At 73.6% G+C, this 25,823-nt stretch carries 15 protein-coding genes and 1 pseudogene; 4 read left to right on the plus strand and 12 right to left on the minus strand.

Going from position 1 to position 25,823, the window contains the following annotated elements; translation table 11 throughout:
- Nucleotides 1-92 precede the first annotated feature (92 nt).
- The 6 genes and pseudogenes from trxA to ACWEO5_RS29900 form a co-directional block, all read right to left on the minus strand.
- Entirely contained in the window at nt 93-419 is a 327-nt protein-coding gene (trxA, locus tag ACWEO5_RS29875) for a thioredoxin (protein ID WP_033214191.1), read from the minus strand.
- Nucleotides 420-514: 95 nt separating this feature from the next.
- Nucleotides 515-1,483, minus strand: coding sequence for a thioredoxin-disulfide reductase (gene trxB, locus ACWEO5_RS29880; RefSeq protein ID WP_344549803.1), 969 nt, complete (start codon nt 1,481-1,483; stop codon nt 515-517).
- 1,305 nt (nt 1,484-2,788) lie between these two features.
- Nucleotides 2,789-3,460: pseudogene (sigM, locus tag ACWEO5_RS29885) on the minus strand (RNA polymerase sigma factor SigM); the annotation flags it as partial.
- A gap of 146 nt (nt 3,461-3,606) precedes the next feature.
- Complete coding sequence (locus ACWEO5_RS29890) at nt 3,607-5,883, minus strand: serine/threonine protein kinase (RefSeq protein WP_452165316.1); 2,277 nt, start codon at nt 5,881-5,883, stop codon at nt 3,607-3,609.
- 289 nt (nt 5,884-6,172) lie between these two features.
- Nucleotides 6,173-8,656: a murein biosynthesis integral membrane protein MurJ gene (murJ, locus tag ACWEO5_RS29895; protein WP_452165317.1), complete on the minus strand. Its 2,484-nt coding sequence runs from the start codon at nt 8,654-8,656 to the stop codon at nt 6,173-6,175.
- Between the two features lie 51 nt (nt 8,657-8,707).
- Entirely contained in the window at nt 8,708-11,059 is a 2,352-nt protein-coding gene (locus tag ACWEO5_RS29900) for a DUF6049 family protein (RefSeq protein ID WP_452165318.1), read from the minus strand.
- 266 nt (nt 11,060-11,325) lie between these two features.
- Here ACWEO5_RS29900 and ACWEO5_RS29905 point away from each other — a divergent pair, with 266 nt between their 5' ends.
- Nucleotides 11,326-12,762 carry a CCA tRNA nucleotidyltransferase gene (locus tag ACWEO5_RS29905; RefSeq protein WP_452165326.1) on the plus strand — a complete coding sequence of 479 codons (1,437 nt, stop codon included), beginning with the start codon at nt 11,326-11,328 and terminating at the stop codon, nt 12,760-12,762.
- Nucleotides 12,763-12,769: 7 nt separating this feature from the next.
- Here the strand turns inward: ACWEO5_RS29905 and ACWEO5_RS29910 are convergent, their stop codons facing one another.
- Nucleotides 12,770-13,471: an LppU/SCO3897 family protein gene (locus tag ACWEO5_RS29910; RefSeq protein WP_452165319.1), complete on the minus strand. Its 702-nt coding sequence runs from the start codon at nt 13,469-13,471 to the stop codon at nt 12,770-12,772.
- Between the two features lie 68 nt (nt 13,472-13,539).
- Entirely contained in the window at nt 13,540-14,844 is a 1,305-nt protein-coding gene (locus tag ACWEO5_RS29915) for an MFS transporter (RefSeq protein ID WP_452165320.1), read from the minus strand.
- 167 nt (nt 14,845-15,011) lie between these two features.
- Here ACWEO5_RS29915 and ACWEO5_RS29920 point away from each other — a divergent pair, with 167 nt between their 5' ends.
- A complete protein-coding gene (locus ACWEO5_RS29920) occupies nt 15,012-16,685 on the plus strand; it encodes a peptidoglycan-binding protein (RefSeq protein WP_452165321.1) in 1,674 nt (557 codons plus the stop codon).
- A gap of 91 nt (nt 16,686-16,776) precedes the next feature.
- On the opposite strand, the gene ACWEO5_RS29925 is transcribed toward ACWEO5_RS29920, so the two are convergent.
- A complete protein-coding gene (locus ACWEO5_RS29925; protein ID WP_014136999.1) occupies nt 16,777-17,859 on the minus strand; it encodes an inositol-3-phosphate synthase in 1,083 nt (360 codons plus the stop codon).
- A gap of 144 nt (nt 17,860-18,003) precedes the next feature.
- Nucleotides 18,004-18,666 carry a PadR family transcriptional regulator gene (locus tag ACWEO5_RS29930; RefSeq protein WP_344549794.1) on the minus strand — a complete coding sequence of 221 codons (663 nt, stop codon included), beginning with the start codon at nt 18,664-18,666 and terminating at the stop codon, nt 18,004-18,006.
- A 297-nt stretch (nt 18,667-18,963) separates the two neighbouring features.
- Between ACWEO5_RS29930 and ACWEO5_RS29935 the strand changes: the two genes are divergently transcribed.
- The gene (locus ACWEO5_RS29935; RefSeq protein ID WP_452165322.1) at nt 18,964-21,693 is read left to right on the plus strand and encodes a transglycosylase domain-containing protein; all 2,730 of its coding nucleotides are present in this window, start codon (nt 18,964-18,966) and stop codon (nt 21,691-21,693) included.
- 93 nt (nt 21,694-21,786) lie between these two features.
- Nucleotides 21,787-23,370: a glycosyltransferase family 87 protein gene (locus tag ACWEO5_RS29940; RefSeq protein ID WP_452165323.1), complete on the plus strand. Its 1,584-nt coding sequence runs from the start codon at nt 21,787-21,789 to the stop codon at nt 23,368-23,370.
- 61 nt (nt 23,371-23,431) lie between these two features.
- On the opposite strand, the gene ACWEO5_RS29945 is transcribed toward ACWEO5_RS29940, so the two are convergent.
- A complete protein-coding gene (locus tag ACWEO5_RS29945; protein ID WP_452165324.1) occupies nt 23,432-24,463 on the minus strand; it encodes an alanine racemase in 1,032 nt (343 codons plus the stop codon).
- Between the two features lie 67 nt (nt 24,464-24,530).
- On the minus strand, nt 24,531-25,649 hold the full coding sequence (locus tag ACWEO5_RS29950) for a lipid II:glycine glycyltransferase FemX (RefSeq protein WP_452165325.1): 1,119 nt from the start codon (nt 25,647-25,649) through the stop codon (nt 24,531-24,533).
- Nucleotides 25,650-25,823 lie beyond the last annotated feature (174 nt).

Here is a 25,823-nt window from a genome sequence, read left to right on the forward strand (position 1 = left end):
CCCGCCCGCCCGGGGCGCCCCCGGCCCCCCCCCCAACAGGCCGGGGCGCCCCGCAGGGACACCCCGCCCGCCCCGCCGCGGTGTGGCAGGGCCTACAGGTACTCGGCCAGCTCGCGCAGCAGCGCGGCCTTCGGGCGGGCACCGGTGATGGTCTTCACCAGCTCGCCGCCCTTGTAGACGTTGAGCGTCGGGATGGAGATCACGTTGTACGCCGCAGCGGTCTCCTGGTTGGCGTCCACGTCGAGCTTGACGACGGTCAGCTTGTCGGCGTGCTCGGCCGCGATGTCCTCCAGGACCGGGGCGACCTGGCGGCAGGGGCCGCACCAGGTGGCCCAGAAGTCGACGAGGACGGGCTTGTCGCTCTTGAGCACCTCGGCGTCGAAGGTGGCGTCGGTTACTTCCTTGGTGGCGCCGGCCACGGGAACTCCTTGGGGTCGGAGAAGAGGTACGTCAGGGATAACAACGGCGGAGGCGGATCTGTTTCTGCTTCCGCCGGGACGGATCTGGCGGTGCGTCAGACCGCGACGACGGCGGCCGGGGCCTCGTCGGCGTCGGACAGCGCGGCCAGGTAGCGCTCGGCGTCCAGCGCGGCGGAGCAGCCGGTGCCGGCGGCGGTGATGGCCTGGCGGTAGGTGTGGTCCACCACGTCGCCCGCGGCGAAGACGCCGGGGACGTTGGTGCGGGTGGAGGGGGCCTCGACCTTGAGGTAGCCCTCGGCGTCCAGCTCCAGCTGGCCCTTGAACAGCTCGGTGCGCGGGTCGTGGCCGATCGCGATGAACAGGCCGGTGACGGGCAGCTCGCGCAGGTCCCCGGTGTTGGTGTCGCGCAGGGTCAGACCGGAGAGCTTCGGGTCCCCGTGGATCTCCTCGACCGCGCTGTCCCAGGCGAAGGTGATCTTCGGGTCGGCGAAGGCGCGCTCCTGCATCGCCTTGGAGGCGCGCAGCGAGTTGCGCCGGTGGATCACGGTGACGCTCTTGGCGAAGCGGGAGAGGAAGGTGGCCTCCTCCAGGGCGGTGTCGCCGCCGCCGACCACCGCGATGTCCTGGTCGCGGAAGAAGAAGCCGTCGCAGGTCGCGCACCAGGAGACGCCGCGGCCGGAGAGCTTGTCCTCGTTCGGCAGGTCGAGCTTGCGGTGCTGGGAGCCGGTGGCGACGATCACGGCGCGGGCGCGGTGCACGGTGCCCTCGGAGTCGGTGACGGTCTTGATGTCGCCCGTGAGGTCGACGGCGATGACGTCGTCCGGCACCAGCTCGGCGCCGAAGCGCTCGGCCTGGGCGCGCATGTTGTCCATCAGCTCGGGGCCCATGATGCCGTCGCGGTAGCCGGGGAAGTTCTCCACCTCGGTGGTGTTCATCAGGGCGCCGCCGGCCGTGACGGCGCCCTCGAACACCAGCGGCTTCAAGGAGGCGCGCGCGGTGTACAGCGCAGCGGTGTATCCGGACGGGCCGGAACCGATGATGATCACGTTACGGACGTCGCTCACTGCTTCTCCTGGTTCGCCTGGCGTCCCGCTCGCGCGGGGGAGGGCGGTCTGCTCCGCCGCCCCGGACAACGACTCACCAGTCTCCCGCATTCCCAGGCCCGGCCGCACCCACCGCCCGCACTCCGGGCGCGGTGGGCCCGGCCGGGCGAGGAATCAGGGGGCCGGGACGGTGCTGTGCAGCAGGATCGTCGAACCGGGGCAGTCCGGGGTGGCCAGGTAGACGTCCAACGGCCCGTCGCCGCCCGGCGGGCGGAACACCAGGGCCAGCACCGGGCGGCCCAGGTAGCGGCCGGGGCCGGTGGCGGCGGGCCGCTCGCCGGGCCGCCCGGCCGCCGCCGACAGGCAGGACGGGAGCTCCGCCGCCCCGTCGGGGGTGGCCGGGCCGAGCTCCTGCGGCGGCGCACCGGCCATCAGTTGCCGGACCTGCGCGGGCAGTCGGGCCTCGGTGAAGTCCGGGCCGTCGGCGACGCCGGCGCCCGGGGCCACCTGCTGGGGCGCCGGGGAGCCGGCGGCGGACGCCGGGGCGGCCGCAGCGTCGGAGACGTACCGACCGGCGCTGCTGCCCTCGCCGTCGGAACCGCGGTCGAGCAGCGAGCCGCCCAGCCCCAGGCCGAACACCACCGCCGCGACGGCCGTGCCGGCGAGTAGCAGCCGTCGGCCGCGCCGGCGGCGGTGCGGCGGACGGCCGGGGCCGGTGGCGGCGGCCGGGATGCCCGTCGGGGCGCCGGTGCGGCGCGGGGCGGCCGGGACGACCTCGGCCGGAGCGGTGCCGGCCGGGGGAGCGGGCCGGGTCGCACCGGTCTCGGCGCGGGCGGCGGACTCGGCGGCCAGGGCGGCCGTCAGCCGGTCCGCGACGTCCTGCGGCATGACGGGCGGCGGGGCGTCGGCCAGCAGTTCCGGGAGGCCGGACAGCGCCGCGAAGTCCTCGGCGCAGGCCGGGCAGTCGGCCAGGTGGGCGTGCAGCGCGGCGGCCCGGTCGGGCGGCAGCAGGTCCTCGGCGAGGTCGGCGAGGGCGTCCAGGGCGGGGTGGCCGGAAGGCGGGTGCGGCGTCATCGCGGGGTCGCATCTCCTTCCAGCGCGGGCGAGGGATCCGTGGGTGGGACGGGGGAGGGCGGGTTCGGGTTCCCGCTCCGGGGCGCGGGCGGCGCGGCCCCGCCGGGAGCCGGGGCGGGGGCCCCGGGGACCGGGCCGGCCGGGCGGGGGGGGGGGGGGGGGGGGGGGGGGGGGGGGGGGGGGGGGGGGGGGCGGGCCCCGGGGGGCCGCGGTCCGGTTCCCCCGTGCACCGGCCCGGGCGGGCCGGAGCTCCGGCGGTGTTCCACGTGGAACACCGAGCGGGGCGGCGGGCCGGAGGTCGGGGGGTGTTCCACGTGGAACGGCGTCCACCCCGGTTCCACGTGGAACCGGGGTGCCGCCCGGCCCGAGGTGGCGCAGCAGCGGCAGCAGTCGGGCCCGGCCGCGGGCACAGCGGCTCTTCACGGTGCCGACCGGCACGCCCAGCACCTCGGCGGCCTCGGCCACCGGGTAGCCCTGCATGTCGACCAGCACCAGGGCGGCCCGCTGCTCGGCGGGCAGTTCGGCCAGCGCGTCGGCCACCTCGCGGCGGGTCTCGGCCCGCACCGCGTGGTGCTCGGCGTCCTCGGCGGCGCCGAGCGCGCGCTCGGCGGTGCCGTCCGGCCGCTGGTCGAGCGAATCGGCCCGGCGGACCGCGCCGCGGCGGGCCCGGTCCAGACAGGCGTTCACCACGATCCGGTGCAGCCAGGTGGTGACCGCCGAGCGGCCCTGGAACCCGGCGGCGGCCCGGAAGGCGGAGACCAGGGCGTCCTGCAGCGCGTCGGCGGCCTCCTCGCGGTCGCCGAGGGTGCGCACCGCGACCGCCCACAGGCGGTCCCGGTGCCGGTGCACCAGCGTCCCGAAGGCGTCCGGGTCGCCCGCCGTGTGCCGGGCGAGCAGTTCGGCGTCGGTGGGCTCCTCGGCCATCCGCCCCCTCCTTGCGGTTCGGCCGTCCGTTCCGGCGGCCCCGGGTCACATCGTTGGGGATGCGCCGGAACGGATCAAGAGGTGCCCGGGAGGAGAAACCGGGGACGGGACGGGGGCGCGACGGGCGAAGGTTGCCTGACGCGGCACTAGCCGTTGACCTGGACCTCGGCGACCTTGCCGCGGAAGCCGCCGCCGTCGTCGTTGGCCGGGACGCTGGTCAGCCAGAGCAGCAGGTACCGGGTGGTGACCGGGCTGTCGGGTTTCAGGGTGACCTTGCTGCCGGAGGTGGCCGCGATCGAGGCGCCGAAGCTGCGGAAGCCGGGCTCGTCGGCGGACGGCGGGGCGGTGGTGCCGGTGGGCGCGGCCTTCAGTTCGACCTTGGTGTCGCCGAGGAACTGGACGTCCACCGAGTCGACCCGGTGGGCCGAGCCGAGGTCGATCAGCAGGCCGGTGCCGGGCCGGTAGGCGCCGCCGAACTGGTCGTTGTAGCGCTGGGTGGTCCAGGCGGTGGCCGGGTTGCCGTCGGTGGCGTTCGGCACCTCGCTGAAGTGCTCGCTCTTGTTGTCGCCGAACGCGTTGAACGGCGAGAGCGCGGCGAGGGGGAGCTTCCCGCTGACGGCGGCGGGGGCCGAGCCGCTCGGGACGGGCGCCGGGGTGCTCTGGCCGCTCTCGGCCTTGTCCTGCTGGGCGTTGACGTACTGGGCCAGCTGCCAGGAGCCGATCGCCACCGCGGAGAGCGCCACCAGCGAGGCGGTCCACTTCAGCAGGCGGCGCAGCCCGCGGCGGCGGCGCGGGGCGGCCGGGGCGGGCGTGGGGGCGGGCGCGGGTTCCGGGCGGGGGAGCACCTGGGTCTGCGCGCCGCTCGCGTAGCGCGGCCGGGCGGCGGGCAGGGCGCGCAGCGCGGGCGGGGCGGGCTGCTCGGGCTGCCGGATCTTCGGCATCCGGTTGATCGCCGCGGCCAGTTCGGCGGGGCTGGTGATCGGCTCCTTGTGGTGCGGGGGCTGCTCGCACAGGATCCGCGCGGCGAGCTCCGCCAGGCCCTTGTGGACGCCCGCCCGGACCTGGTCCGGCGGGACGCAGCCCAGGCCCTTGGGGAGGCCCTGCAGGTCGTAGCGGTCCTCGGGGTAGGGCCAGCGGTGGGTGAGCGCCGCGTACAGCAGCGCGCCGATCGCCCGGACGTCGGTCAGCTCGGCGTCCTCGGCGGGCAGGCCGCGCAGCGCCGCGTCCACCGCGATGCCGTTGATCCGGTACTGGCCGCCGTCGGTGCGCAGCACGCACTTGGGGGTGAGCCGCAGGTGCGCCTGGCCGCGCTCGTGGGCGGCGGCGATCGCGTCGGTGACCTGGCGGACCATCTGGTACGCGTCGTACGGCTCCATCGGGCCGCTCGCCAGCAGCTCGCCGAGGTCGTGGGCGCCGGGCAGCCACTCGCGGATGACGTAGACCAGCTCGCCCTCCTGCACCGCGTCGAGCACCTGGACGAAGCGCGGGTCGCCGAGCAGGGCGGCGCTGCGGGCGGCGGTGAGCACCGACTTGGCGCGGCGGTGGCCGGCCGCGAGCAGGTGGACGCCGACGGCGCGGCGGAGCTTCTCGTCGACGGCGCGCCAGCTGCTGAAGGTCTCCGACTCGGAGATGCACTCCTCCAGCCGGTAGCGGGCGCCGATCTTGTCGCCGCTGTGCCGCTGCGGGGCGGGCAGCACGGTCGGCAGGGTGGCGGTGTCGGCGTCCAGGGTCTCGGTGCTGGTGGCCGGGGCGGGCTCGGAGGGCTCGACCGGCGGCAGCGGGCGGCGCACCCCGCGGCTGCGGGAGGGGCGTTCGGGGCGGGGGCCCTGGGCGGCCAGCTCGGCGTCGATCTCCTGGGCGGAGAGCGGGGCGGTGACCTCGGGGGGCGGGCCCGGCCGCTGGTCGTCGGAGCCGTCCGGGCCGGGGGTCCCGGGGGTGTCCTCGGCGGCCGTGGCGGCGGCTGCGGCGGGTGCGGCGGGTCCGGCCTTCGGGCGGGCCGCGCGCAGCGGGGTGGTCTGCGGGTCCGTCCCGGCGCTGCCCTTGCCGTTGCTCCGGCTGCCGTTCTTCGCCTCTCCGCTCTTCGCCCCGTTCTTCGCCTCTCCGCTCTTCGCTCCGGCCTTCGCCTCGGCGGTCTTCGTGGAGCCGTTCGCGGCGGCGGTCTTCACCGCCCCGTTCACCGCCCCGGTCGCGCTGCCGTTCGCGGCGCCCTTCGCGCTGCCGTTCGGGGAGCCCTTCGCGCTGCCGTTCGCGGCGCCGTTCGGGGAGCCCTTCGCCGGGCTCTTGGCGGCCCGGCCGCTCCCGGAGTCGCGGTCGGACCCGTGGTCGGAGCCGGCCTCGCGCTCCGTGCCCGTCGCCGGCGCGGCCTCGGTCGCCGCCCCGTCCGTCTCGGACGTGTCGACGATCGCCTTGGTGCCGTCAGCCACCGTGGTCCTGCCTCCCCTTGTGTCGCCCCGGTCCATCCCAGGACGGTCGACGTCCCCGTTCCCGGAGCGGTCGGCCGTGCAGGGTCAATTGTGCCCACTTCCGGACGCCAGGTACGACCTCTGGGAGTGGCGGGAGGTTGCCCGGTTGCCCACATCCGGCGGAACAGCAGACGAATGGGCCGGAACCGGGGGCGTACCCCGACTCCGGCCCAGGGAAAGCGTACTGAGGATCCGACGGTTCGTCCTCGTCCGGGTTGACGTCACGTCAACCGGGCGCTCGCGGGGGGTCTCAGCGGCCGAGCCTCCTGCGGACCATTCCGGTGAGTGCGCTCAGTTCCTCGATGCGCATCTTCCGCGCCAGCACCAGGAACACCGCGAGCTGCGCGCCGGCCGCGACCAGCAGGGTCAGCACGTTGCCGACCCACCCGTCCAGGACCTGCAGGGCGAGCAGTTCCAGCACCAGGCCGACCACCGCGGCGGGCAGCGAGGCCATCGCCAGCCGGACGTACGTCTTGGTGATCCGGGCGGTGTCCAGGCCGCCGACCTTCGCCTTCAGCTTGGGCACCGCGACGAACACGCCGACCGCGTAGGACAGGCCGTAGCCCAGCGCCATGCCGGTCACCGCCCACTGCGCGGGCAGCACCAGCCAGCACAGCACCGCGGTGGCGGCCTGGGTGAGCGCCACCCAGACGGTGTTGGAGAACGGCGTGCGGGTGTCCTCGTAGGCGTAGAAGCCGCGCAGCAGCACGTACTGCACCGAGTACGGGATCAGGCCGAGGGCGAACGCGGAGAGCATGTAGCCGACCGCGGTGGTGCCGTGGGCGACCGCGCCGCCGTTGCCCAGCCCGTAGATCGAGGAGCCGATCACCGGGCCCAGCGACAGGAACAGGAACGCGGCGGGGACGATCGCCACCGCCGAGGTGCGCAGGCCGTACGAGAGGTCGTCGCGGACGGCGCCGGAGTCCTGGTCGGCGGCGGCCCGGGAGAGCCGGGGGAGCACCGCGCTCATCACCGAGACGGTGATCACCGCCATCGGCAGCTGCCAGATCAGCAGCGCGTTGGAGTAGGCGGCCAGGCCGACGCCGAGGTGGCCGTCCTGCTCGGCGGCCCGGCCGGAGGCGGTGGCCAGCTGGGTGACCACCAGGAAGCCGGCCTGGTTGGCCAGCACGAACAGGAAGGTCCACTTGGCGAGCCGGGCGGCCTTGCCCAGGCCGTGGCCGCGCCAGTCGAAGCGCGGCCGGAACGAGAAGCCCGCCGCCCGCAGGTACGGGATCATCGACAGCGCCTGCACGGCCAGGCCCAGCATGGTGCCGATGCCGAGCAGCCGGACGCCCTCCGGGGAGATCGACTGCGGGGTGACCTCGGTGTGCTGGAAGGTGCCGTACACCGCGATGTACATCACGAAGGTGAAGATCACCACGACGTTGTTCAGGACCGGCGTCCACATCATCGCGCCGAACCGGCCGCGGGCGTTGAGGATCTGGCCCATCACCACGTGCACGCCCATGAAGAAGATGGTCGGCAGGCAGTAGCGGGCCAGCGCCACCGTGGTGTCGGCGCTCGCCGCGTCGCGCATCAGCGCGTGCGAGATCAGCTGCACCAGCACCGGCGCGGCCAGCACCGCCACGAACACCACGCCCGCCAGGCCGGTCACCACCAGGGTGAGCAGCCGGTTGGCGTACGCGGTGCCGCCGTCCTCGTCGTTCTTCATGCTGCGCACCAGTTGCGGCACGAACACCGCGTTCAGCGCGCCGCCGCCGATCAGGATGTACAGCAGGGTGGGCAGGGTGTTCGCGGCGTTGTACGAGTCGCCCATCGAGGCGACGCCGATCGCGGCGGCGATCACCATGGTGCGCAGGAAGCCGGTGCCGCGGGAGACCAGGGTGCCGGCCGCCATCACCGCGCTGGAGTTCAGCAGCCCGGCGACCTTGGCCGCACCGCCGCCCCCGCCGCCCCCGCCGTTCCCGGGAGCACCGGGGCCGGGCTCGGGGCCTGACCCGGGGTCGGGCTCGGCGGGCTCGGGCGCGAGGAAGGGCGCCGGCGGACCGGTGGGCACGGCGGCGGCCGCGTTCGCCTCCAGGACGGCCGAGTCGGCCCGCAGCACCACCTCCTCCTCGGACAGCGGCGGGTCGAACTCGATCGGCGGCACGTACGGGTGGGTGCTCCGCGCGTCCCCGGCGGGTTCCGCCCGGTCCTCGCCCGGGTCGTCCTCCCCGGCCGCGTCCCCGTCCGCCTCCCCGGCCGCGTCCCGCTCCCCGTCGCCGGGCGGGTCGGCGGCGTCCCCCGACAGCAGGGCGTCCACCCCGACGTAGTCGTCGACGGGGGCGGGCTCGGCCGGGAGCTCCCAGCGGGGCCGCTCGGCGGGCTCCTCCGGTGCGGACCGCTCCTTCGCGGGCGCCTCCGCGGGCGCGTCGGCGGCTGCCTCCGGTGCGGACCGGGCCCCGGCCGCGACCTCGGCGGCGACCGAGGCCCAGCGCGGCGCCGGGGCGGTCAGCCGCAGGGTGGGATCGGTCGCGGCGTCGGGCCGGCCCGGCACCGCGGCCGACCCCTCGGGGGTGTCCGTCCGGTCGGGACCGGCGCCCGGCAGGTCGATCGCGCCGTACGGGTCCGCGCTCCCGAACGCCTCGGCGGCGTACGGGTCGTTGGCGTAGGTGTCGGCGACGTACCAGTCGGCGGCCGGTTCCGCGGGGGCGGCGGACCGGAGGCCGCCCGCGCGCTCCTGGGGCCGGCCGCCGCCCTGGTCCTGGGCCGTTCGATCGCTCCGCTCGTTCATGCCACCAATCCACGTCAGAGAGGGGGATGGACGCCCGGGGGGTGGGGCGACCTAGTGATCCACCTTCTCATCACCGGATACCCGATCGGTGTCATCCGCGGTGGACGAGGGGTCCGCGTCGGACGGCGGCTCGGCGCCCCGCCCGGCCCCGGCGGAGCCGTCGACCGGACGGTCCGGGTCCTCGTCGACCTCGCCGGCCGCCCGGCGCTTCTTGCGCTGCAGGGAGAACCGCACCCCGGCGAGCACCATCAGCACGGTGCCGCCGGCGATCACGTACATCACGCCGCTGGCCACCGAGGTGACGTCGACGGTGAACTCCATCGCCTCGCCGTAGGGGCGGGCGTTCGGGCCGGTGGTCCACAGCTGCGCGGTCACCCGGACCGGGCCGTTGACCTGGGCCTCGACCGGGAAGCGGAGGGTCGAGTTGGTGGTGGCGTCCAGCACCACCGACTGGATCGGGTAGTTGATCCGCAGCCGGTTCGCCTGGGTGGAGATGACCCGCAGCTCCAGGTTGCCGACCGACTGGGTCAGCCCGTTCTTCACGCTGACCAGCATCGTCGCGTTGTCGCCCGGCAGGGTCACCACGCTCTTCTGGACCACCCGGACCGCGGACTTCAGGTTGTCCAGGTAGGTGCGCGCCCCGAGCCGGTACTCGGTGCCGGCCTTCGGCTGGTCGCGCCACTCGGTGGACATCGAGCGCACCATCGTGGCGCTGAACGACTCACGCACCCGCTCCGGCCGGGTGAGGATCATCATCAGCTGGTCCACGCCGTCCTGGAGCTGCATGGTCGCCGACAGCTCGGCGGTGGACAGCTCGCCGGCGGTCGCCCCGGCCGGGTACGCCTCCGGGACGGAGGTGTTCGCGGCCGGGTCCGGGGTCAGGGCGGAGACCTTCTCCAGCGTCGCCAGGGTCAGCCAGCCGCCCTCCGCGCCCTTCACCACCGAGTCGTGCAGCGCCTGCGCGGTGCCCGCGGTCATCGAGCGGGACGGCAGCACCAGCAGGCCGCGCGGGTGCTCCGGCTCCTGGTGGGCGATGGTCAGGGTCTCGGCGAGGAACTGCTGCTCGGCCAGCGTGCGCCGGCTCTCCGAGTCCAGGTCGGACCGGAAGATCGGGGCGAGCGTCGAGTCGGAGACCACCGCGACCTGCCCGCTGGCGAGCCGGCGGGCCGCGTTCGGGGTGTAGCTCAGCTTGTCGGACTCCGGCAGCGACTCGCCGTCGACCAGCAGCAGGTGCCCGCCCGCGGTGGCGGCCACCGCCGCGGTGCGCTGGTCCAGCACGCCCTGGTGGGGCCAGGCCACGTCCGACCTGGCGTCCACCGAGAGTCGCGCCTCGGTGGTGATCTGGCCGGCCGTCACCGCCTTGCGCAGCGCGGCCTCCATGCCGTTCAGCCCGGCGCCGTTGTGCGCGATCGAGGCCAGGTCGGGGTCGGCGTACGGCAGCGACACCACCTCGTTGCCGGGCTGGGCGAGCGCCTCGCGCAGCTTCGACAGCCAGGCCGTCGCCGCGTCGCGGCCGGTGCCCGGGACGGTGTTGTCCTCGCTCGCGGACTCGCCGGCGGTGCCCGGCTTCTGCACCCGGTACGACTTGGTCATCGCGAACACGGTGTCCAGCAGGTTCGGGTCGATCGCCCAGGTCAGCCCGGGCGTGGTCGCGCCGATCCGGACCAGCTGGTTCAGCCGGCCGTCACCGGTCAGCTCGGTGGCCAGGTCGTCGTCGCGCAGCACCGGGGTCTGGTTGCTGTCCGCCATGGTCTGGGCGACCAGCACCGGCGCGTGGGTCAGCGGCCAGACCACCGCCAGCTGGGAGGGCTGGGCGGTCTTCTTGCCCTGGAACGGCAGGAAGGTCCGGGCGATGCCCAGCGGGTGGGCCTGCTCGCCGCCGGTGCTGCCCCAGACGTCCACCGCCAGCTCGTAGGTGCCGGTGTTCGCGGTCTTCAGCACGGAGACCGGCACGGCCAGCGAGAAGGGCTCGCTCTGCCCCGGCTCCAGGTCCCGCAGCCCCTGGGCGGGGTTGTCCAGCGAGATGCCGTCCAGGGTGCTGGGGGTGGTCCGGGACATCACCAGGGCCAGCTCGCTGGGGGCCGTCATCGGCCGGATCTGCGGCTGGCGGACCTTCACGTTCGGCGACTTGAGTTTCGTCCCGCCGGAGTTGGTGACCGTGCCGGTGACGGTCACGGTGCTGTTCTCGGTCGCGACCTGCTCGGACAGCGAGTCGATCTGGACCACCGCCGGGTACTCGGCCGTCGCGGTCGGCAGCAGGCCCGGGCCGGCCGCCGCCGGAGCGGCGCACAGCACGCCGACCAGCCCGCTCGCGAGCAGCGCGGCGGACCCCCTGGCCAGCAGGCCCTTCCACCGTCCGCGACGCGCCGCCACTACCGCGTTCCGCCCGGTCCGCTCGTCCACGCGCGTCCTCGCCGTTCCCGATCGTCTCGATCACTCCACGCACCGCCGCGGCCGTCCCGGCCGCACCGTCCCCGGCCGAGGAGCGTCCATTCGGCATGGTAACGATGCCGCCCGGCCCGCAGTGTTGCGGCCCGGGAGCTACCGGGCCGCCCCCGGCGGCGGGAAACGGGAGGGCGGTGGAGCGAGCCGGGCACGTACCCTTGTGAGCCGTGTCCACTGCCAATGCGTCCAGCGCCAATCATTCCAGCTCCGCCGACCGGGTCGCCCTGCCGGGGCTGACCGAGGCGCAGACCCTCGGCCTGCAGGAGCTGCTGCGGGTCTCCCCGGTCGCCGACGAGATCGCCCGCCGCTTCCAGGAGGCCGGCCACCGGCTGTCGCTGGTCGGCGGGTCGGTCCGGGACGCCCTGCTCGGCCGGCTCGGCAACGACCTCGACTTCACCACCGACGCCCGCCCGCAGCAGATCCTCAAGCTGGTCAAGGGCTGGGCCGACGCGGTCTGGGACGTGGGCATCGCGTTCGGCACCGTCGGCGCCCGCAAGGACACTGCCGAGGGCTCGTTCCTGATCGAGATCACCACGTACCGCAGCGAGGCGTACGACCGCAGCTCGCGCAAGCCCGAGGTCAGCTACGGCGACTCGATCGAGCAGGACCTGGTGCGCCGCGACTTCACCGTCAACGCGATGGCCGTCGACCTGCCCGGCCGGCGGTTCGTCGACCCGCACCACGGCCTGGAGGACCTGGAGGCCCGGGTGCTGCGCACCCCCGCCACCCCCGAGGAGTCCTTCTCCGACGACCCGCTGCGGATGATGCGGGCCGCCCGGTTCGCCGCCCAGCTGGACTTCGACCCGGCGCCCGAGGTGGTCGCCGCGATGACCGCGATGGCCGAGCGGATCACCATCGTCTCCGCCGAGCGGGTCCAGGCCGAGCTGAACAAGCTGCTGCTCGCCGAGCACCCGGTCAAGGGCCTGCGCCTGCTGGTCGACACCGGGCTGGCCGACCACGTGCTGCCCGAGCTCCCGGCGCTGCGGCTGGAGAGCGACGAGCACCACCGGCACAAGGACGTCTACGAGCACTCGCTGACGGTGCTGGAGCAGGCGATCGCGCTGGAGACCGAGGGCCCCGACCTGGTGCTGCGGCTGGCCGCGCTGCTGCACGACATCGGCAAGCCGCGCACCCGCCGCTTCGAGTCGGACGGCCGGGTCTCCTTCCACCACCACGAGGTGGTCGGCGCCAAGATGACCCGCAAGCGGATGCGCGAGCTCAAGTACTCCAACGAGCTGGTGGGCGAAGTCTCCCGGCTGGTCGAGCTGCACCTGCGCTTCCACGGCTACGGCGGCGGCGAGTGGACCGACTCCGCGGTGCGCCGCTACGTCACCGACGCCGGCCCGCTGCTGTCCCGGCTGCACAAGCTGACCCGCTCCGACTGCACCACCCGCAACAAGCGCAAGGCCGCCGCGCTGGCCCGCACCTACGACTCGCTGGAGGAGCGGATCACCGCGCTCCAGGAGCAGGAGGAGCTGGACGCGATCCGCCCCGCGCTGGACGGCAACGAGATCATGGAGCTGCTCGGCCTGCGGCCCGGCCCCGCGGTCGGCCGGGCCTACAAGCACCTGCTCGAACTGCGCCTGGAGCACGGCCCGGTGGAGCACGAGGAGGCGGTGGCCGCGCTGCGCGCCTGGTGGGCGGAGCAGCCGCAGGACTGACGCCGGGTCAGTGCTTTCCGGTGGTGGCCGCGCCGTTCACCGGGCGCAGGCACAGCCGGTACCGGGTGGTGTGCTTGCGCGACCCGTACTTGTCGTCGTAGGGCGTCGTCCCCGGGCGGGTGCTGGAGCAGCTGAGCAGGCCGATGGCGCCGTCCTTGCGGTACTCCACCTTCCACCTGGCACCCGAGGCGCTGCAGGACACGTCGCGGTGCTGGCCGTCCAGGCAGTCGCCGACGGCCGGTCCCGGGGGCGGTGCGATGAAGAGCCACACCAGGCCGGCGGCCAGGCCGAGCAGCACCACGACGAGCGCCGTCCGGCGGAGCACGGTGCGGGGGGTGGCGGGCCCGAGCGGCTTGACCGGCTCCCGCGGCGGTTCCTGCCCCCAGGCGGGCAACTGCCCCTCCCCGGCGGGCGGTTGGCCGTACGCGGGCTGCTGGCCGTACGCCGGGGCCGCGGGCTGCTGCCCGTAGACCGGCGGCTGGCCGTACGCCGGAGCGGGGGGCTGCGGTCCGTGGCCCGGCTGCTGCCCGTACGCGGGCGGCTGGGCGTGACCGGGCGGGGGCTGCTGGCCGTACGCGGGGGCCGCGGGCTGCTGCCCGTACGCGGGCGGCTGCGGGTAGCCGTACGGCGGCGGGGGCGGCGGTTGCCGGCCGGGCGGGCCGTACGGGTCGGGCTGGCCGTAGGTCCCGGGTGGCGGCGGTGTGCTCATCTGATCTATCCCCCCTGACGGCATTCTGCGCTGCCGTGCGCCCACGTACCCTAGCGGCCGACCCCCCGTCAGGAGCGGCGGGTGGCGCGGAAGTACAGCGCCGCCCCGACCGCGTACAGCCCGGACAGCGCCAGCAGCACCGGCCCGGACCGGCCGTCCAGCGGCAGGACCAGCGCGGTGGCGGCGGCCGCGGCGACGTACGAGACGTTCATCAGGACGTCGTAGATCGCGAACACCCGGCCGCGGTACTCGTCCTCCACCGACTCCTGCACCAGGGTGTCGGTGCAGATCTTGGTGCCCTGGGTGACCACGCCCAGCAGCAGCGCGGCCGCCAGCACCGGCGGCTCCCGGAAGGTCAGGCCGAGGGCCGGCACGAACACCGCGGCCCCGGCCAGGCAGAGCGTCATCCAGCCGTGCAGGCCGAACCGGCGGGTGGCCCACGGGCTGACGGCCGCGGCCAGGAAGAAGCCCGCCGCGGACATCACGACCGCCAGGCCCAGGGTGGCCAGGCCGCCGTCGACGTCCTCGGCCGTGTTGAAGGTGTAGCGGCTCAGCATCAGCACCACCACGGTCAGCACGCCGTAGCAGAACCGGGCCAGGCTCACCGCGGCCAGCGCGCGCACCGCCGGACGGCAGTCCCGCAGCAGGTGCCGCAGCCCGGCCCGGAGGTCCTGCCAGGTTGCCGCCAACGCCTGCCGCAGCGGCGGGAGTTCGCGGTGCAGGTCGGGCCCCAGCTCGTCCGGCGCGATCGGCCGCACGGCCAGCGCGGCGACCAGGTACAGCAGCGCGGAGAGCCCCACCGTCAGGGCGGTCGCGGCCGAGCCGGACGCCAGTATTCCCCCCACCAGCCCCAGCGAACCGCCGACCGTCGCCGCGACCGTGCCCAGGGTCGGCGACACCGCGTTGGCGGTGACCAGTGCGGACGGGTCCGCCACCACCCGGGGCAGCGCGGCCGACAGCCCCGCCAGGATGAACCGGTTGACCCCGATCACCACCAGCGCCGCCACGTAGAACACCCAGCGCGGCAGCCCGCCGAGCAGCAGCAGGACGGTCAGCAGGCAGAGCGCGCAGCGGAGCAGGTTGCCCGTCAGCAGCACCTGGCGCCGCCGCCAGCGGTCCAGCATCACCCCCGTGAACGGGCCGACCACCGAGAACGGCAGCATCACCACCGCCAGCGCGACGGCGATCTCGGCGGGGGAGGACTGCTTGTCCGGGGAGAAGAGCGCGTAGGTGGCCAGGGACGCCTGGAACACCCCGTCCGAGAGTTGCGAGAGCATCCGGACCGTCAGCAGCCGCCGGAAGCCGGGTCCGCGCAGCAGGCCGAGCAGCAACCCGGGCAGGGGGGCCTCCCGCGGGGGCCGGTCGGTGATCACCCGCCAAGGGTGCCACGAGGCGGATCCGGTTTCACGTGAAACATTCGTCGACTTCGGGCGGACGGACGCCCCCCGCGCGCTCCCGCACCACCGATGTCCCGGCCGCCGGCGGATCGTTGACCGTCCCGGGCGGGAAGAACACCCACTCGGAACAACGGGAGGCTCCCATGCGGGACGAGTTCACCGCGCTGCTGCTCGGACAGGTCGGGCAGCACGAAGGCCGCGGACCCGACGGCACCTGGAACAACCGCCAGCGCTACAGCACCGAGACCCCCGGGCTCGAATGGTCCGACGGCCAGCCCTGGTGCGCCACCTTCGAGGCCTGGGCGGCCCACCGCACCGGCATGGACGCCCTCTGGCCGATGACGGCCTCCTGCCTGACCGCCGTCGCCTGGTGGCGCGACCGCGGCCGCTGGAGCGACTACCCCGTCCTCGGCGGCCCCTTCTACCTCGGCCCCGACGGCGGCACCCACACCGGCGTCGTCGTCGCCTACGACGCCGACACCATCCGGACGGTGGAGGGCAACGCGCTCCCGCTGCACGCCGGGGTCCTCACCCCCACCGGCTACCGGAGGATGGGCGACCTCGCGGTCGGCGACGAGGTGATCGACCCGGCCGGCCGGCCGTCCCGCGTCACCGGCGTCTTCCCCAAGGGCGTCCGCCCGGTCCACCGGGTCGTCCTCCGGGACGGGTCCACCGCGGAGGCGTGCGAGGAGCACCTCTGGCAGGTCGAGGTCGACGGCCGGCCCGCCCCGAGCGTGGTCACCACCCTGGAGCTCGCCGCCCTGGTCGCCGCCCCGGGCTCCCGGGTGCGGGTGCCCCTCCTCGAACCCGTCGAGTACCGGCAGACCGGCGGACCGCTCCCGGTCGACCCCTACCTGCTCGGACTGCTTGTCGGGGAGGCCGGCACCGGCGGCGCCGGTCCGCGCCCCGAGGTCCTGGCCGAACTGCGGGCCGCGTTCCCCGACGGCCGGCGACCGGAGCGGGAGCTGCGCGCGCTCGGCCTCCGGGAGGCCGCCGCGGGAGGGGAGTTCCTGCCCGTCCGCTACCTGACCGCGGACACCAAGGACCGGCTCGCCCTCCTGCAGGGGCTGATGGACGTCGACGGCAGCGTGGACGCGCGGGGCCGGATCGAGTTCCGCTCGGCCTCCGCCCGGCTGGCCCGCGACGTCCAGGAACTGGTTCGCTCGCTCGGCGGCCGGGCGGCGGTGAGCAGCGGCACGGCCGCGCACCTGGTCCGGGACATCGAGATGCCGCGCTTCAACCCGTTCCGGCTCGGCCGCCGGGCGGAGCGGTTCGTCCCGCGGGACGCCGCACGGGCCCGCCGGGTCGTCTCCGTCGAGTACGTGCGCGACGAGGAGGTGCAGTGCATCGCGGTGTCGGCCGCCTCCCGGCTGTTCGTCACCGACGACTTCGTCCCCACCCACAACACCAACGACAGCGGCTCCACCGAGGGCGACGGCGTCTACCTCAAGTCCCGCCCGCGGCGCGGCCCCGGCTCGCCGTACGGGTACGGGGTGCCGGCCTTCCCCGAGGGGACGGTCTCGGCCGACCCGGCGCTCGGGGGCGTGCCGGCCGCCCGGACGTCGGGGCAGGCGACCGCGCCGGCCGCCGGGACGCCGCGCTGGCCCGGGCGGTACCTGCGGGTGCAGACGCCGATGCTGCACGGGGACGACGTGCTGATGTGGCAGCGCCGGCTGGCCGCCCGCGGCTGGTCGATCGGCGCGGACGGCTGGTACGGGTCCGACTCCGCCCGGGTCTGCCGGGCCTTCCAGCAGCGGCACGGGCTCGCGGTGGACGGCGTGGTCGGCCCGACCACCTGGAACGCCGCCTGGTCCTGAGCACGCCGGAGGGCCGTCCCGCACGAAGCGGGACGGCCCTCCGGAGGTCTGCTCAGCGCTCACCGTCTCCAGCGAGCAGGCTTCGCTGCGCTCAGCGCTCGACCTCGCCGCGGATGAACTTCTCGACGTTCTCCTTGGCCTCGTCGTCGAAGTACTGCACCGGCGGGGACTTCATGAAGTACGAGGACGCGGAGAGGATCGGGCCGCCGATGCCGCGGTCCTTGGCGATCTTCGCGGCGCGCACGGCGTCGATGATGACACCGGCCGAGTTCGGGGAGTCCCAGACCTCAAGCTTGTACTCAAGGTTCAGCGGGACGTCGCCGAACGCGCGGCCCTCAAGGCGGACGTACGCCCACTTGCGGTCGTCGAGCCACGCGACGTAGTCGGACGGGCCGATGTGGACGTTCTTGGCGCCCAGCTCGCGGTCGCGGATCTGCGAGGTGACGGCCTGGGTCTTGGAGATCTTCTTGGACTCCAGGCGCTCGCGCTCCAGCATGTTCTTGAAGTCCATGTTGCCGCCGACGTTCAGCTGCATGGTGCGTTCGAGGATGACACCGCGGTCCTCGAAGAGCTTCGCCATCACGCGGTGCGTGATGGTGGCGCCGACCTGCGACTTGATGTCGTCGCCGACGATCGGGACACCGGCCTCGGTGAACTTGTCGGCCCACTCCTTGGTGCCGGCGATGAACACCGGGAGGGCGTTCACGAAGGCGACCTTGGCGTCGATGGCGCACTGGGCGTAGAACTTGGCGGCGGCCTCGGAGCCGACCGGCAGGTAGCAGACCAGGACGTCGACCTGGCGGTCCTTGAGGACCTGCACGACGTCGGCGGGGGCCTCGTCGGACTCCTCGATGGTCTCGCGGTAGTACTTGCCGAGGCCGTCGAGGGTGTGGCCGCGCTGCACGGTGACGCCGGTCGGCGGCACGTCGCAGATCTTGATGGTGTTGTTCTCGCTGTTGCCGATGGCGTCGGCCAGGTCGAAGCCGACCTTCTTGGCGTCCACGTCGAACGCGGCGACGAACTCGACGTCCTTGACGTGGTAGTCGCCGAACTGGACGTGCATCAGGCCGGGGACCTTACCGGCCGGGTCGGCGTCCTTGTAGTACTCGACACCCTGCACCAGCGAGGCGGCGCAGTTGCCCACGCCGACGATGGCTACGCGAACCGAACCCATTCCGGTTGCTCCCTGAATCTCATGAGGTCCGCCGTGCTGCGGCGGCAACCTCGTTCCACATCTGTTCTGACTGTCTGATCGGGCGCGCGGGGCGCCCGCGCCTCGCCGCGGGCGGCGGGGCCGGCGCGGTGGTGCAGCGCTCCGCTAGGAGCGCCCCGGGCGGTCGTACGGTGGCCCGGGCGGGTCGGAGGACCCGGCGGCCGGACCACGGCCGTCCGAAGTGCTGGGGGACGCGGTGCCGCGTCCGGTACGGGTGGCCCGCTCGGTCTCGATCAGCTCGTTGAGCCAGCGGACCTCGCGCTCCACGGACTCCAGGCCGTGGCGCTGGAGTTCGAGGGTGTAGTCGTCGAAGCGCTCGCGGGTGCGGGCGATGGAGCTGCGCATCCGCTCCAGCCGCTCCTCCAGCCGGCTGCGGCGGCCTTCCAGCACGCGCATCCGGACCGCCCGGTCGGTCTGGCCGAAGAACGCGAAGCGGACGCCGAAGTGCTCGTCCTCCCACGCCTCCGGGCCGGAGTCGGCGAGCAGCTCCTCGAAGCGCTGCTTGCCCTCCGGGGAGAGCCGGTAGACGATCTTCGACCGCTTACCGTTCAGCGCCGTGGCCGGGACGTACTCGACGTCCGGGTTGTCCTCCACCAGGAAGCCCTGGGCGACCAGGCTCTTCAGGCAGGGGTAGAGCGTTCCGTACGAGAAGGCCCGGAACGAGCCCAGCAGGACGTTGAGCCGCTTGCGCAGCTCGTAGCCGTGCATGGGCGCGTCGTGGAGCAGGCCGAGGACGGCGAATTCGAGGACGCCGGAGCGTCGGCTCATACCGCCTTCCTCCTTCCGTGAGGGTTCCTGCTCGTCGGGTACGGGCCCCCGGTCCGGCAGTGTATGCCGAACCGATGTGTCGCGCCGATGTATCGGCTCGATATATCGGCAACAGTAACCCTGGGTCACGGAAGGAGCAAGAGGGGCACGCGTAACCACCATCACAAGGCCCCACGGCAACGGGCGTGTAATGAATCCGGGTCAGTTCGTCCCGGTTGGATTCCAATGCCCGATTAGGTGGCTTTTCGAGCGCCGTACTCTTTCGCCTGTGCACCCTGACCGAGGAGCTGCGGAGAGATGAGCGAACACCGGCGCAGGTCGGCCGGCCCCGGGGGCGAGCAGCAGCCGCCGCGGCGGCCCGACTCCGGACGACCGTATGCGTACGGCAGCCCGGTCCAGGGCGCACCCGAGTACGGCCGCGGCGGGCCGCCCGGTCCGGGCGGGCCCTCCGGGCACCCCGGTTTCGACCGGGCCGGCCGCCAGGGGCAGGGCCCCGGGCAGGTTCCCGGCCAGGGCGGTCGGCGGGCCGCGCGGGAGACCGCGGAGCAGCCCCGGCTGACCCGGGCCGAGATGCGCAAGCAGTCCCGCAAGGGCGGCGGTGGTGGCGGCAGCGCCGGCGGGCCGCCGAACGGCCGCGGCGGCGGGCGTGGCGGCGGGCCGGGCAAGAAGCGGATGATCGACTACCCGCGGTTCGGCAAGTCGGGCTTCCGGCGCTGGATGCCGTCCTGGAAGCAGGTGCTGAGCCTGTTCCTGGTCTTCTTCGGCGGCAGCGTGGCCGCGGTCGGCCTCGCCTACGCGATGGTCCAGGTGCCGGACGAGAAACAGCCGCTGGAGATCCAGAACAACGTCTACTACTGGGCCGACGGCACCGAGATGGCCCGCACCGGCACCGAGAACCAGCAGTTGGTCGAGCTCTCGCAGATCAGCCGCCCGGCGCAGGACGCGGTCATCGCGGCGGAGAACGACACCTTCCGCACCGACTCCGGCATCGACCCCAAGGGCATCGCCCGCGCCGTCTACAAGATGGCCACCGGCGGCGAGACCCAGGGCGGTTCGACCATCACCCAGCAGTACGTGAAGAACGTCTACCTGTCGCAGGACCAGACGCTCTCCCGCAAGGTGAAGGAGTTCTTCATCACCCTGAAGGTCAACGGGCAGAAGAGCAAGGACCAGATCCTCACCGGCTACCTGAACACCAGCTGGTTCGGCCGCGGCGCGACCGGCATCCAGGCGGCCGCGCAGGCGTACTACGGCATCGACGCCAGCAAGGTCGACGTCTGCCAGGGCGCGATGCTGGCCGGCCTGCTCAAGGGCGCCGGCCTGTTCGACCCGAGCCTGAACAAGGCCAACCACGACCGCATGGTGCTCCGCTGGAACTGGATCCTGGACCGGATGGTCACCACCAAGGTGCTGTCCGCCGAGGACCGGGCCAAGTGCAAGGACTTCCCGGAGCCGATCGAGGTGAAGACCGCCACCAAGACCACCGGTGAGATCACGTACCTCATCCAGATGGCCAACCAGTACGTGACCAGCAAGGACCCGAGCATCACCACGGCGGCGCTGGACCGCGGCGGCTACGAGATCCACACCACCTTCCAGAAGGACAAGGTCGACGCCCTGAAGAAGGCCGTCGACGACTTCTCCGCGGCCACCCTGAAGCCGGAGAGCCGGGAGAAGGACAAGAACGTCCAGGTCGGTGCCGCCTCGGTGCTGCCCAACGACGGCGCGATCGTGGCCATCTACGGCGGCCCGGGCAGCGAGAACGGCCACTACAGCAACAACGCGGACGGCTCGGTGCTGGTCGGCTCGACCTTCAAGCCCTTCGTGCTGGCCGCCGCGATGGAGGACGGCGTCCTCACCAAGAACGGCCCGGACGGCCAACCGGCCAAGATCAACCCGGACTCCCGCTACCTGGCCGACGACCTGGCGCAGATCTACAAGGCCGACGGCAGCAAGGCGATGGGCGACGACGGCAAGCCCTACCACCAGAAGAACAGCGACCCCGGCAACAAGGGGTACGTGACGCTGCGGACGGCCATGCAGTGGTCGTACAACGTGCCGTTCGTGCAGCTCGGCCAGGACGTCGGCGGCGACAAGGTGGTCGCCATGGCGGAGAAGCTCGGCCTGCACAAGGAGACCCTGGCGGGGGCCAACACGCTGACCCTCCCGCTGGGCACCTCGACCCCCAGCTCGGTCCGGATGGCCTCGGCGTACTCGGTGTTCGCGGCGCACGGCCAGCAGACCGACCCGTACTCGGTGACCCTGCTGAAGTTCCACGGCAAGGAGCTGCCGAACTTCACCAAGCCGACGCCGAAGACCGCGCTGGACCCGCTGGTCGCCGACACCATCACCGACGTGCTGCAGAACGCGGCGAAGAACGGCACCGGCAGCAAGACCGCCGAGCTGGGCTTCCCGGTGGCCGGCAAGACCGGCACCACCGACAACAGCGTCTCGGCCTGGTTCGTCGGCTACACGCCGAGCCTGGCCACCGCGGTCGGCATGTGGCGCGACGACGTGACGGCCAAGGAGAAGCCGGCCGAGCCGCTCACCCTGCAGGGCACCGGCGGCAAGGCGGAGGTGCACGGCGGTGACTACCCGGCGGACATCTTCACCCGCTACATGAAGATCGTCGGCCCGGGCACCCCGCGGAACTTCACGCCGCCGTCCGGCACCTGGGGCGAGGAGGTCGACTCCTCGGGCGCCCCGGTCTCGGCCTCGCCCTCCGCGTCGGCCTCCGAGTCCGCGTCGGCCTCGCCGACCGAGCAGCTGCCGACCGAGACGGCCGACCCGTCGCCGACCGACACCGAGCAGCCGACCGGCAAGCCGAGCAAGCACCCGACGGGTTCGGCCAGTCCCTCGCCGAGCTGCCTGCTCGACCTGTGCTCCACCGGCGGCACCGGCAACGGCGGCACGTCCCCCTCGCCGAGCAGCGGCACCGGCAACGGCGGCACGTCGCCCTCGCCGAGCAGCGGCAGCGGCAACGGCGGCGGCAGGAACGGCGGCACCACCGTCGGCACCACCGGGTAGCGACCGCCGGATCCCGGCGCAAACACCGCAGAGGGGCACGGATCGCCTGGCGATCCCGTGCCCCTCTTCGATTGCGCACAGCGGTGCGGCAGTATGTGCGCCATGACCTCCAGCCTTCGTGACGAGACCTCGCCGCCCGGCCCCGTACAGGCCGACGGTCCGCTGCCCAACACCGTGGTGGTGCCCGCGGACGAGGATCCGGTCTCGGAGGCCGGCAGCGAGCTGTTCGGCGGGCCGCCCGGCCGCCGGGCGCTGCTGGGGGTGTCCTGGTGGACGCCGGCCAAGTTCCTCGCGCTGGCGGTGATCGCGGTCTACGTGCTGGGCCTGTTCCAGAAGGCCCCGTGCTACAACGACGGCTGGTTCCACGGCGCCACCACCCAGTACACGAAGGCGTGTTACAGCGACATCCCGCACCTGTTCTCCGGCCGCGGCTTCGCCGACGGGCTGACGCCCTACCTGGACCCGATCCCGCAGGGCTCGCCGGACATGCAGTACCTGGAGTACCCGGTGTTGACCGGCCTGTTCATGCAGGTCGCGGCCTGGCTGACCACCCACAGCGGCGACCTGATGAGCCGTGAGCAGTGGTTCTGGATGGTCAACGCCGGCATGCTGATGATCTGCGCCGTGGTCGCCGTGGTCGCCACCTCCCGCGCCCAGCGCCGCCGCCCGTGGGACGCGCTGCTGTTCGCCCTGGCCCCGGCCCTGGCGCTGAACTCCACCATCAACTGGGACCTGCTGGCGGTCGCCCTGGCCGCCGTGGCGATGGCCTACTGGTCGGGCTCCCGGCCGGTCTGGGCGGGCGTGTTCATCGGTCTGGCCACCGCGGCCAAGCTCTACCCGGTGCTGCTGCTCGGCCCGCTGCTGGTGCTCTGCCTGCGGGCGGGCAAGTGGAAGGAGTTCGGCCAGGCGTTCGGCGGCGCGCTCGGTGCCTGGCTGGTGGTCAACCTGCCGATCATGCTGGCCAACTGGAAGGGCTGGCTGACCTTCTACAGCTTCAGCCAGACCCGCCGGGAGGACTACGGCTCGTTCTGGCTGATCCTGATGCAGGGCATCCGCAAGGGCCGGTACCTGGACACCCTGAACACCTGGATCGCCGTCCTGCTGGTGCTCAGCTGCCTGGCGGTCGGCTGGCTGGCGATCAGCGCCCCGCGCCGCCCGCGCTTCGCCCAGCTGGCCTTCCTGGTGGTGGCCGCGTTCGTCCTGACCAACAAGGTCTACTCGCCGCAGTACGTGCTCTGGCTGATCCCGCTGGCCGCGCTGGCCCGGCCGCGCTGGCGCGACTTCCTGATCTGGCAGGCGTGCGAGGTGCTGTACTTCTTCGGCGTCTGGTCGTACCTGGCCTACAACGGCGACGGCAAGCACCACGGCATCGACCAGGAGTGGTACCACTTCGCGATCGCCCTGCACCTGGTCGGCACCCTGTACCTCTGCTACGTGGTGGTCCGCGACATCCTCCGCCCCGAGCACGACCCGGTCCGCTGGGACGGCAGCGACGACCCCTCCGGCGGCGTGCTGGACGGCGCCCCGGACAAGTTCGTGCTCGGCTCCGCCCGGGGGCTGCGCGAGCAGGAGACGTACGCCGCGTACGCCCCGGACGGGGACTGGCTGAGCAAGGAGCCCGAGCCGGAGGTCGAGCCGGGCGCCGGGTTCGGCCCCGACCCGGAGCCCGCCAAGTAGCCGCACCCCGCACGCGCCGAAGGGGCCCGTCCACCGGACGGGCCCCTTCGCCGTGCCGGGCCTAGCGTTCGACCACCCGGTCGAAATGGGTGGTGGTGTGGCGGACGGTCAGGGCCAGCTCGTCGCCGATCGCCGGCGGCTTGAGCTCGCCGGGCAGGAACAGGATCGACACCTGCATGTGCGGCGGCTCGGCGAACCACAGCTGCTTGCCCTGCCAGGAGTACGGCGACAGCGTCCGGTTGACGGTGGCCAGCCCGGCCCGGGCCAGCCCCTTGGCCCGCGGCAGCACCCCGTGCACGTACTTGGGCGCCTCCAGGCCGACGCCGTGCGCGGTGCCGCCGGTGGCGACCAGCAGGTGGCCCTCGGAGGGGGCCTTGTGCTGCCGGTAGCCGTAGCGCTCGCCGCGGGTGACCGGGACGACGTCCAGGACGGTGGCGCGGGAGGACAGCGCCTCCACCTCGCCGAGCCACAGCCGGGTGCCGATCCGGGAGCGGAACCCGGTGCCGGGGTGCCGTTCGGCCAGCCGCAGCCCGTCCTCGGCGGACAGGTGGCTGAGGTAGACGGTGTCGGTGGGCAGCCCGGCCCCGTCGATCGCCCGGACCAGGCGGTCCACCTCGTCCACCGGGTCGCTGCCGTCCGGCCGGTCCAGCGGCAGGTGCAGCGCGAAGCCCTCCACGGTCAGGTGCCGCACCGGCAGCCGGGGCAGCTCGCCGACCGCGACGCCGTGCCGCCGCATCGAGGTCATGCACTCGATGACGACCCGGCTCCCGGCGGGCAGCGCGGACAGCGCCTCGGCGTGCGCGACGGTGCGCACCACCCGGTCCGCGGGCAGGTCCGCCCCGGGCTGGCCGGGCCGGTAGGGGGTGAGCACCAGCAGGTCGCCGGGGAAGTCGCCGGCCACCGCGGCGGCCTCCTCGGCGCTGCCCACCGCCAGCATCGGGACGCCCAGCCGGGCCGCCTCGGCGGCCAGCCGGGCGTTGCCGAAGCCGTAGCCGTTGCCCTTGGCGACCGGGACCAGTGCGCCGAACTCGGCCAGCAGCCCGCGCTGGTGCGCCCGCCAGCGGTCGGTGTCCACGTACATCGTCAGGGTCATGCCGTTCTCCCGGGTCTCCCCGTGGCCTTTCTCGGGTGGTGCGGCCGCAGTCGGCTCGGCGGGTGGCTCAGCGGCGGGACATGTAGAGGTCGAGCGCCTTGTGCAGCAGCTTGTTCAGCGGGAAGTCCCACTCGCCGAGGTACTCCGCGGCCTGGCCGCCGGTGCCGAGCTTGAACTGGATCAGCCCGAACAGGTGGTCGTCCTCGTCCAGCGTGTCGCTGATCCCGCGCAGGTCGTAGACGCTCGCGCCGAGCGCGTAGGAGTCCCGGATCATCCGCCACTGGACCGCGTTGGACGGCTTGACCTCGCGCTTGTGGTTGGCCGAGGCGCCGTAGGAGTACCAGACGTGCTCGCCGACCACCAGCATCGTGGTGGCGGCCAGCGGCTCGCCCTCGTGGTAGGCGACGTACAGCCGCATCCGGTTCGGGTCCTCGGAGTTGAGGGACGTCCACATCCGCTGGAAGTAGGAGAGCGGCCGGGGCGTGAAGTGGTCGCGCTCGGCGGTGACCACGTACAGCTTGTGGAAGACCGCGAGGTCCTCGTAGCCGCCCTGGACCACCTCGACGCCGCTCTTCTCGGCCTTCTTGATGTTGCGCCGCCACAGCTGGTTGAAGCCGCGCTGCACGTCGTCCAGCGAGCGGCCGCCCAGCGGCACCTGGAACACGTAGCGGGGCTGCACGTCGCCGAAGCCGGCGCCGCCGTCCTCGCCCTGCAGCCAGCCGGCCCGGCGCAGCCGCTCGGCGGTCTCCAGGGCGCGCGGCTCGCTGAAGTCGGGGTCGACGTCGCGCAGCCGCTTGGCCTGCTTGCCGGCGATCGCGTCCTTGATCGTGGTGGCCTCCCAGCGGCGCACCACCACCGGCGGGCCCATCTTCACGGTGAACGCGCCCTGGGACTTCAGGTGGGCCAGCATCGGCTTGAGCCAGCGGTCGAGGTCCTGGTCGAACCAGTCGATGACCGGGCCCTCCGGCAGGTAGGCCAGGTAGCGCTTGACCTTGGGCAGCTGGCGGTAGAGGACGAGGCCGGCGCCGACGATCTGGCCGGAGGCGTCGAACCAGCCCAGGCTCTCCGCCCGCCACTCCGACTTCACGTCGCCCCAGGACGGCACCTGCATGTGGCTGGCCGAGGGCCGGCTCTGCACGAAGGCCAGGTGCTCCTCGCGCGTGATCGTCCGCAGTCGCAGGTTCATGCCCCGTGCTCCTCCTCGTCGGAACTGCCCATAGTGACCCTATCGCCCGAATCATCCGATTCGACCGGGAAGCGATCCGACATGATGATGCCCTCCCGGCCGCACCCGCGGGTACTGGTGCTGGGCCGGGAGGGCACCGGGGGCGCGGCGCGGCGCGGGGCCCGCCCCGCGCCG

This window comes from Kitasatospora sp. NPDC004272 (assembly GCF_053603035.1).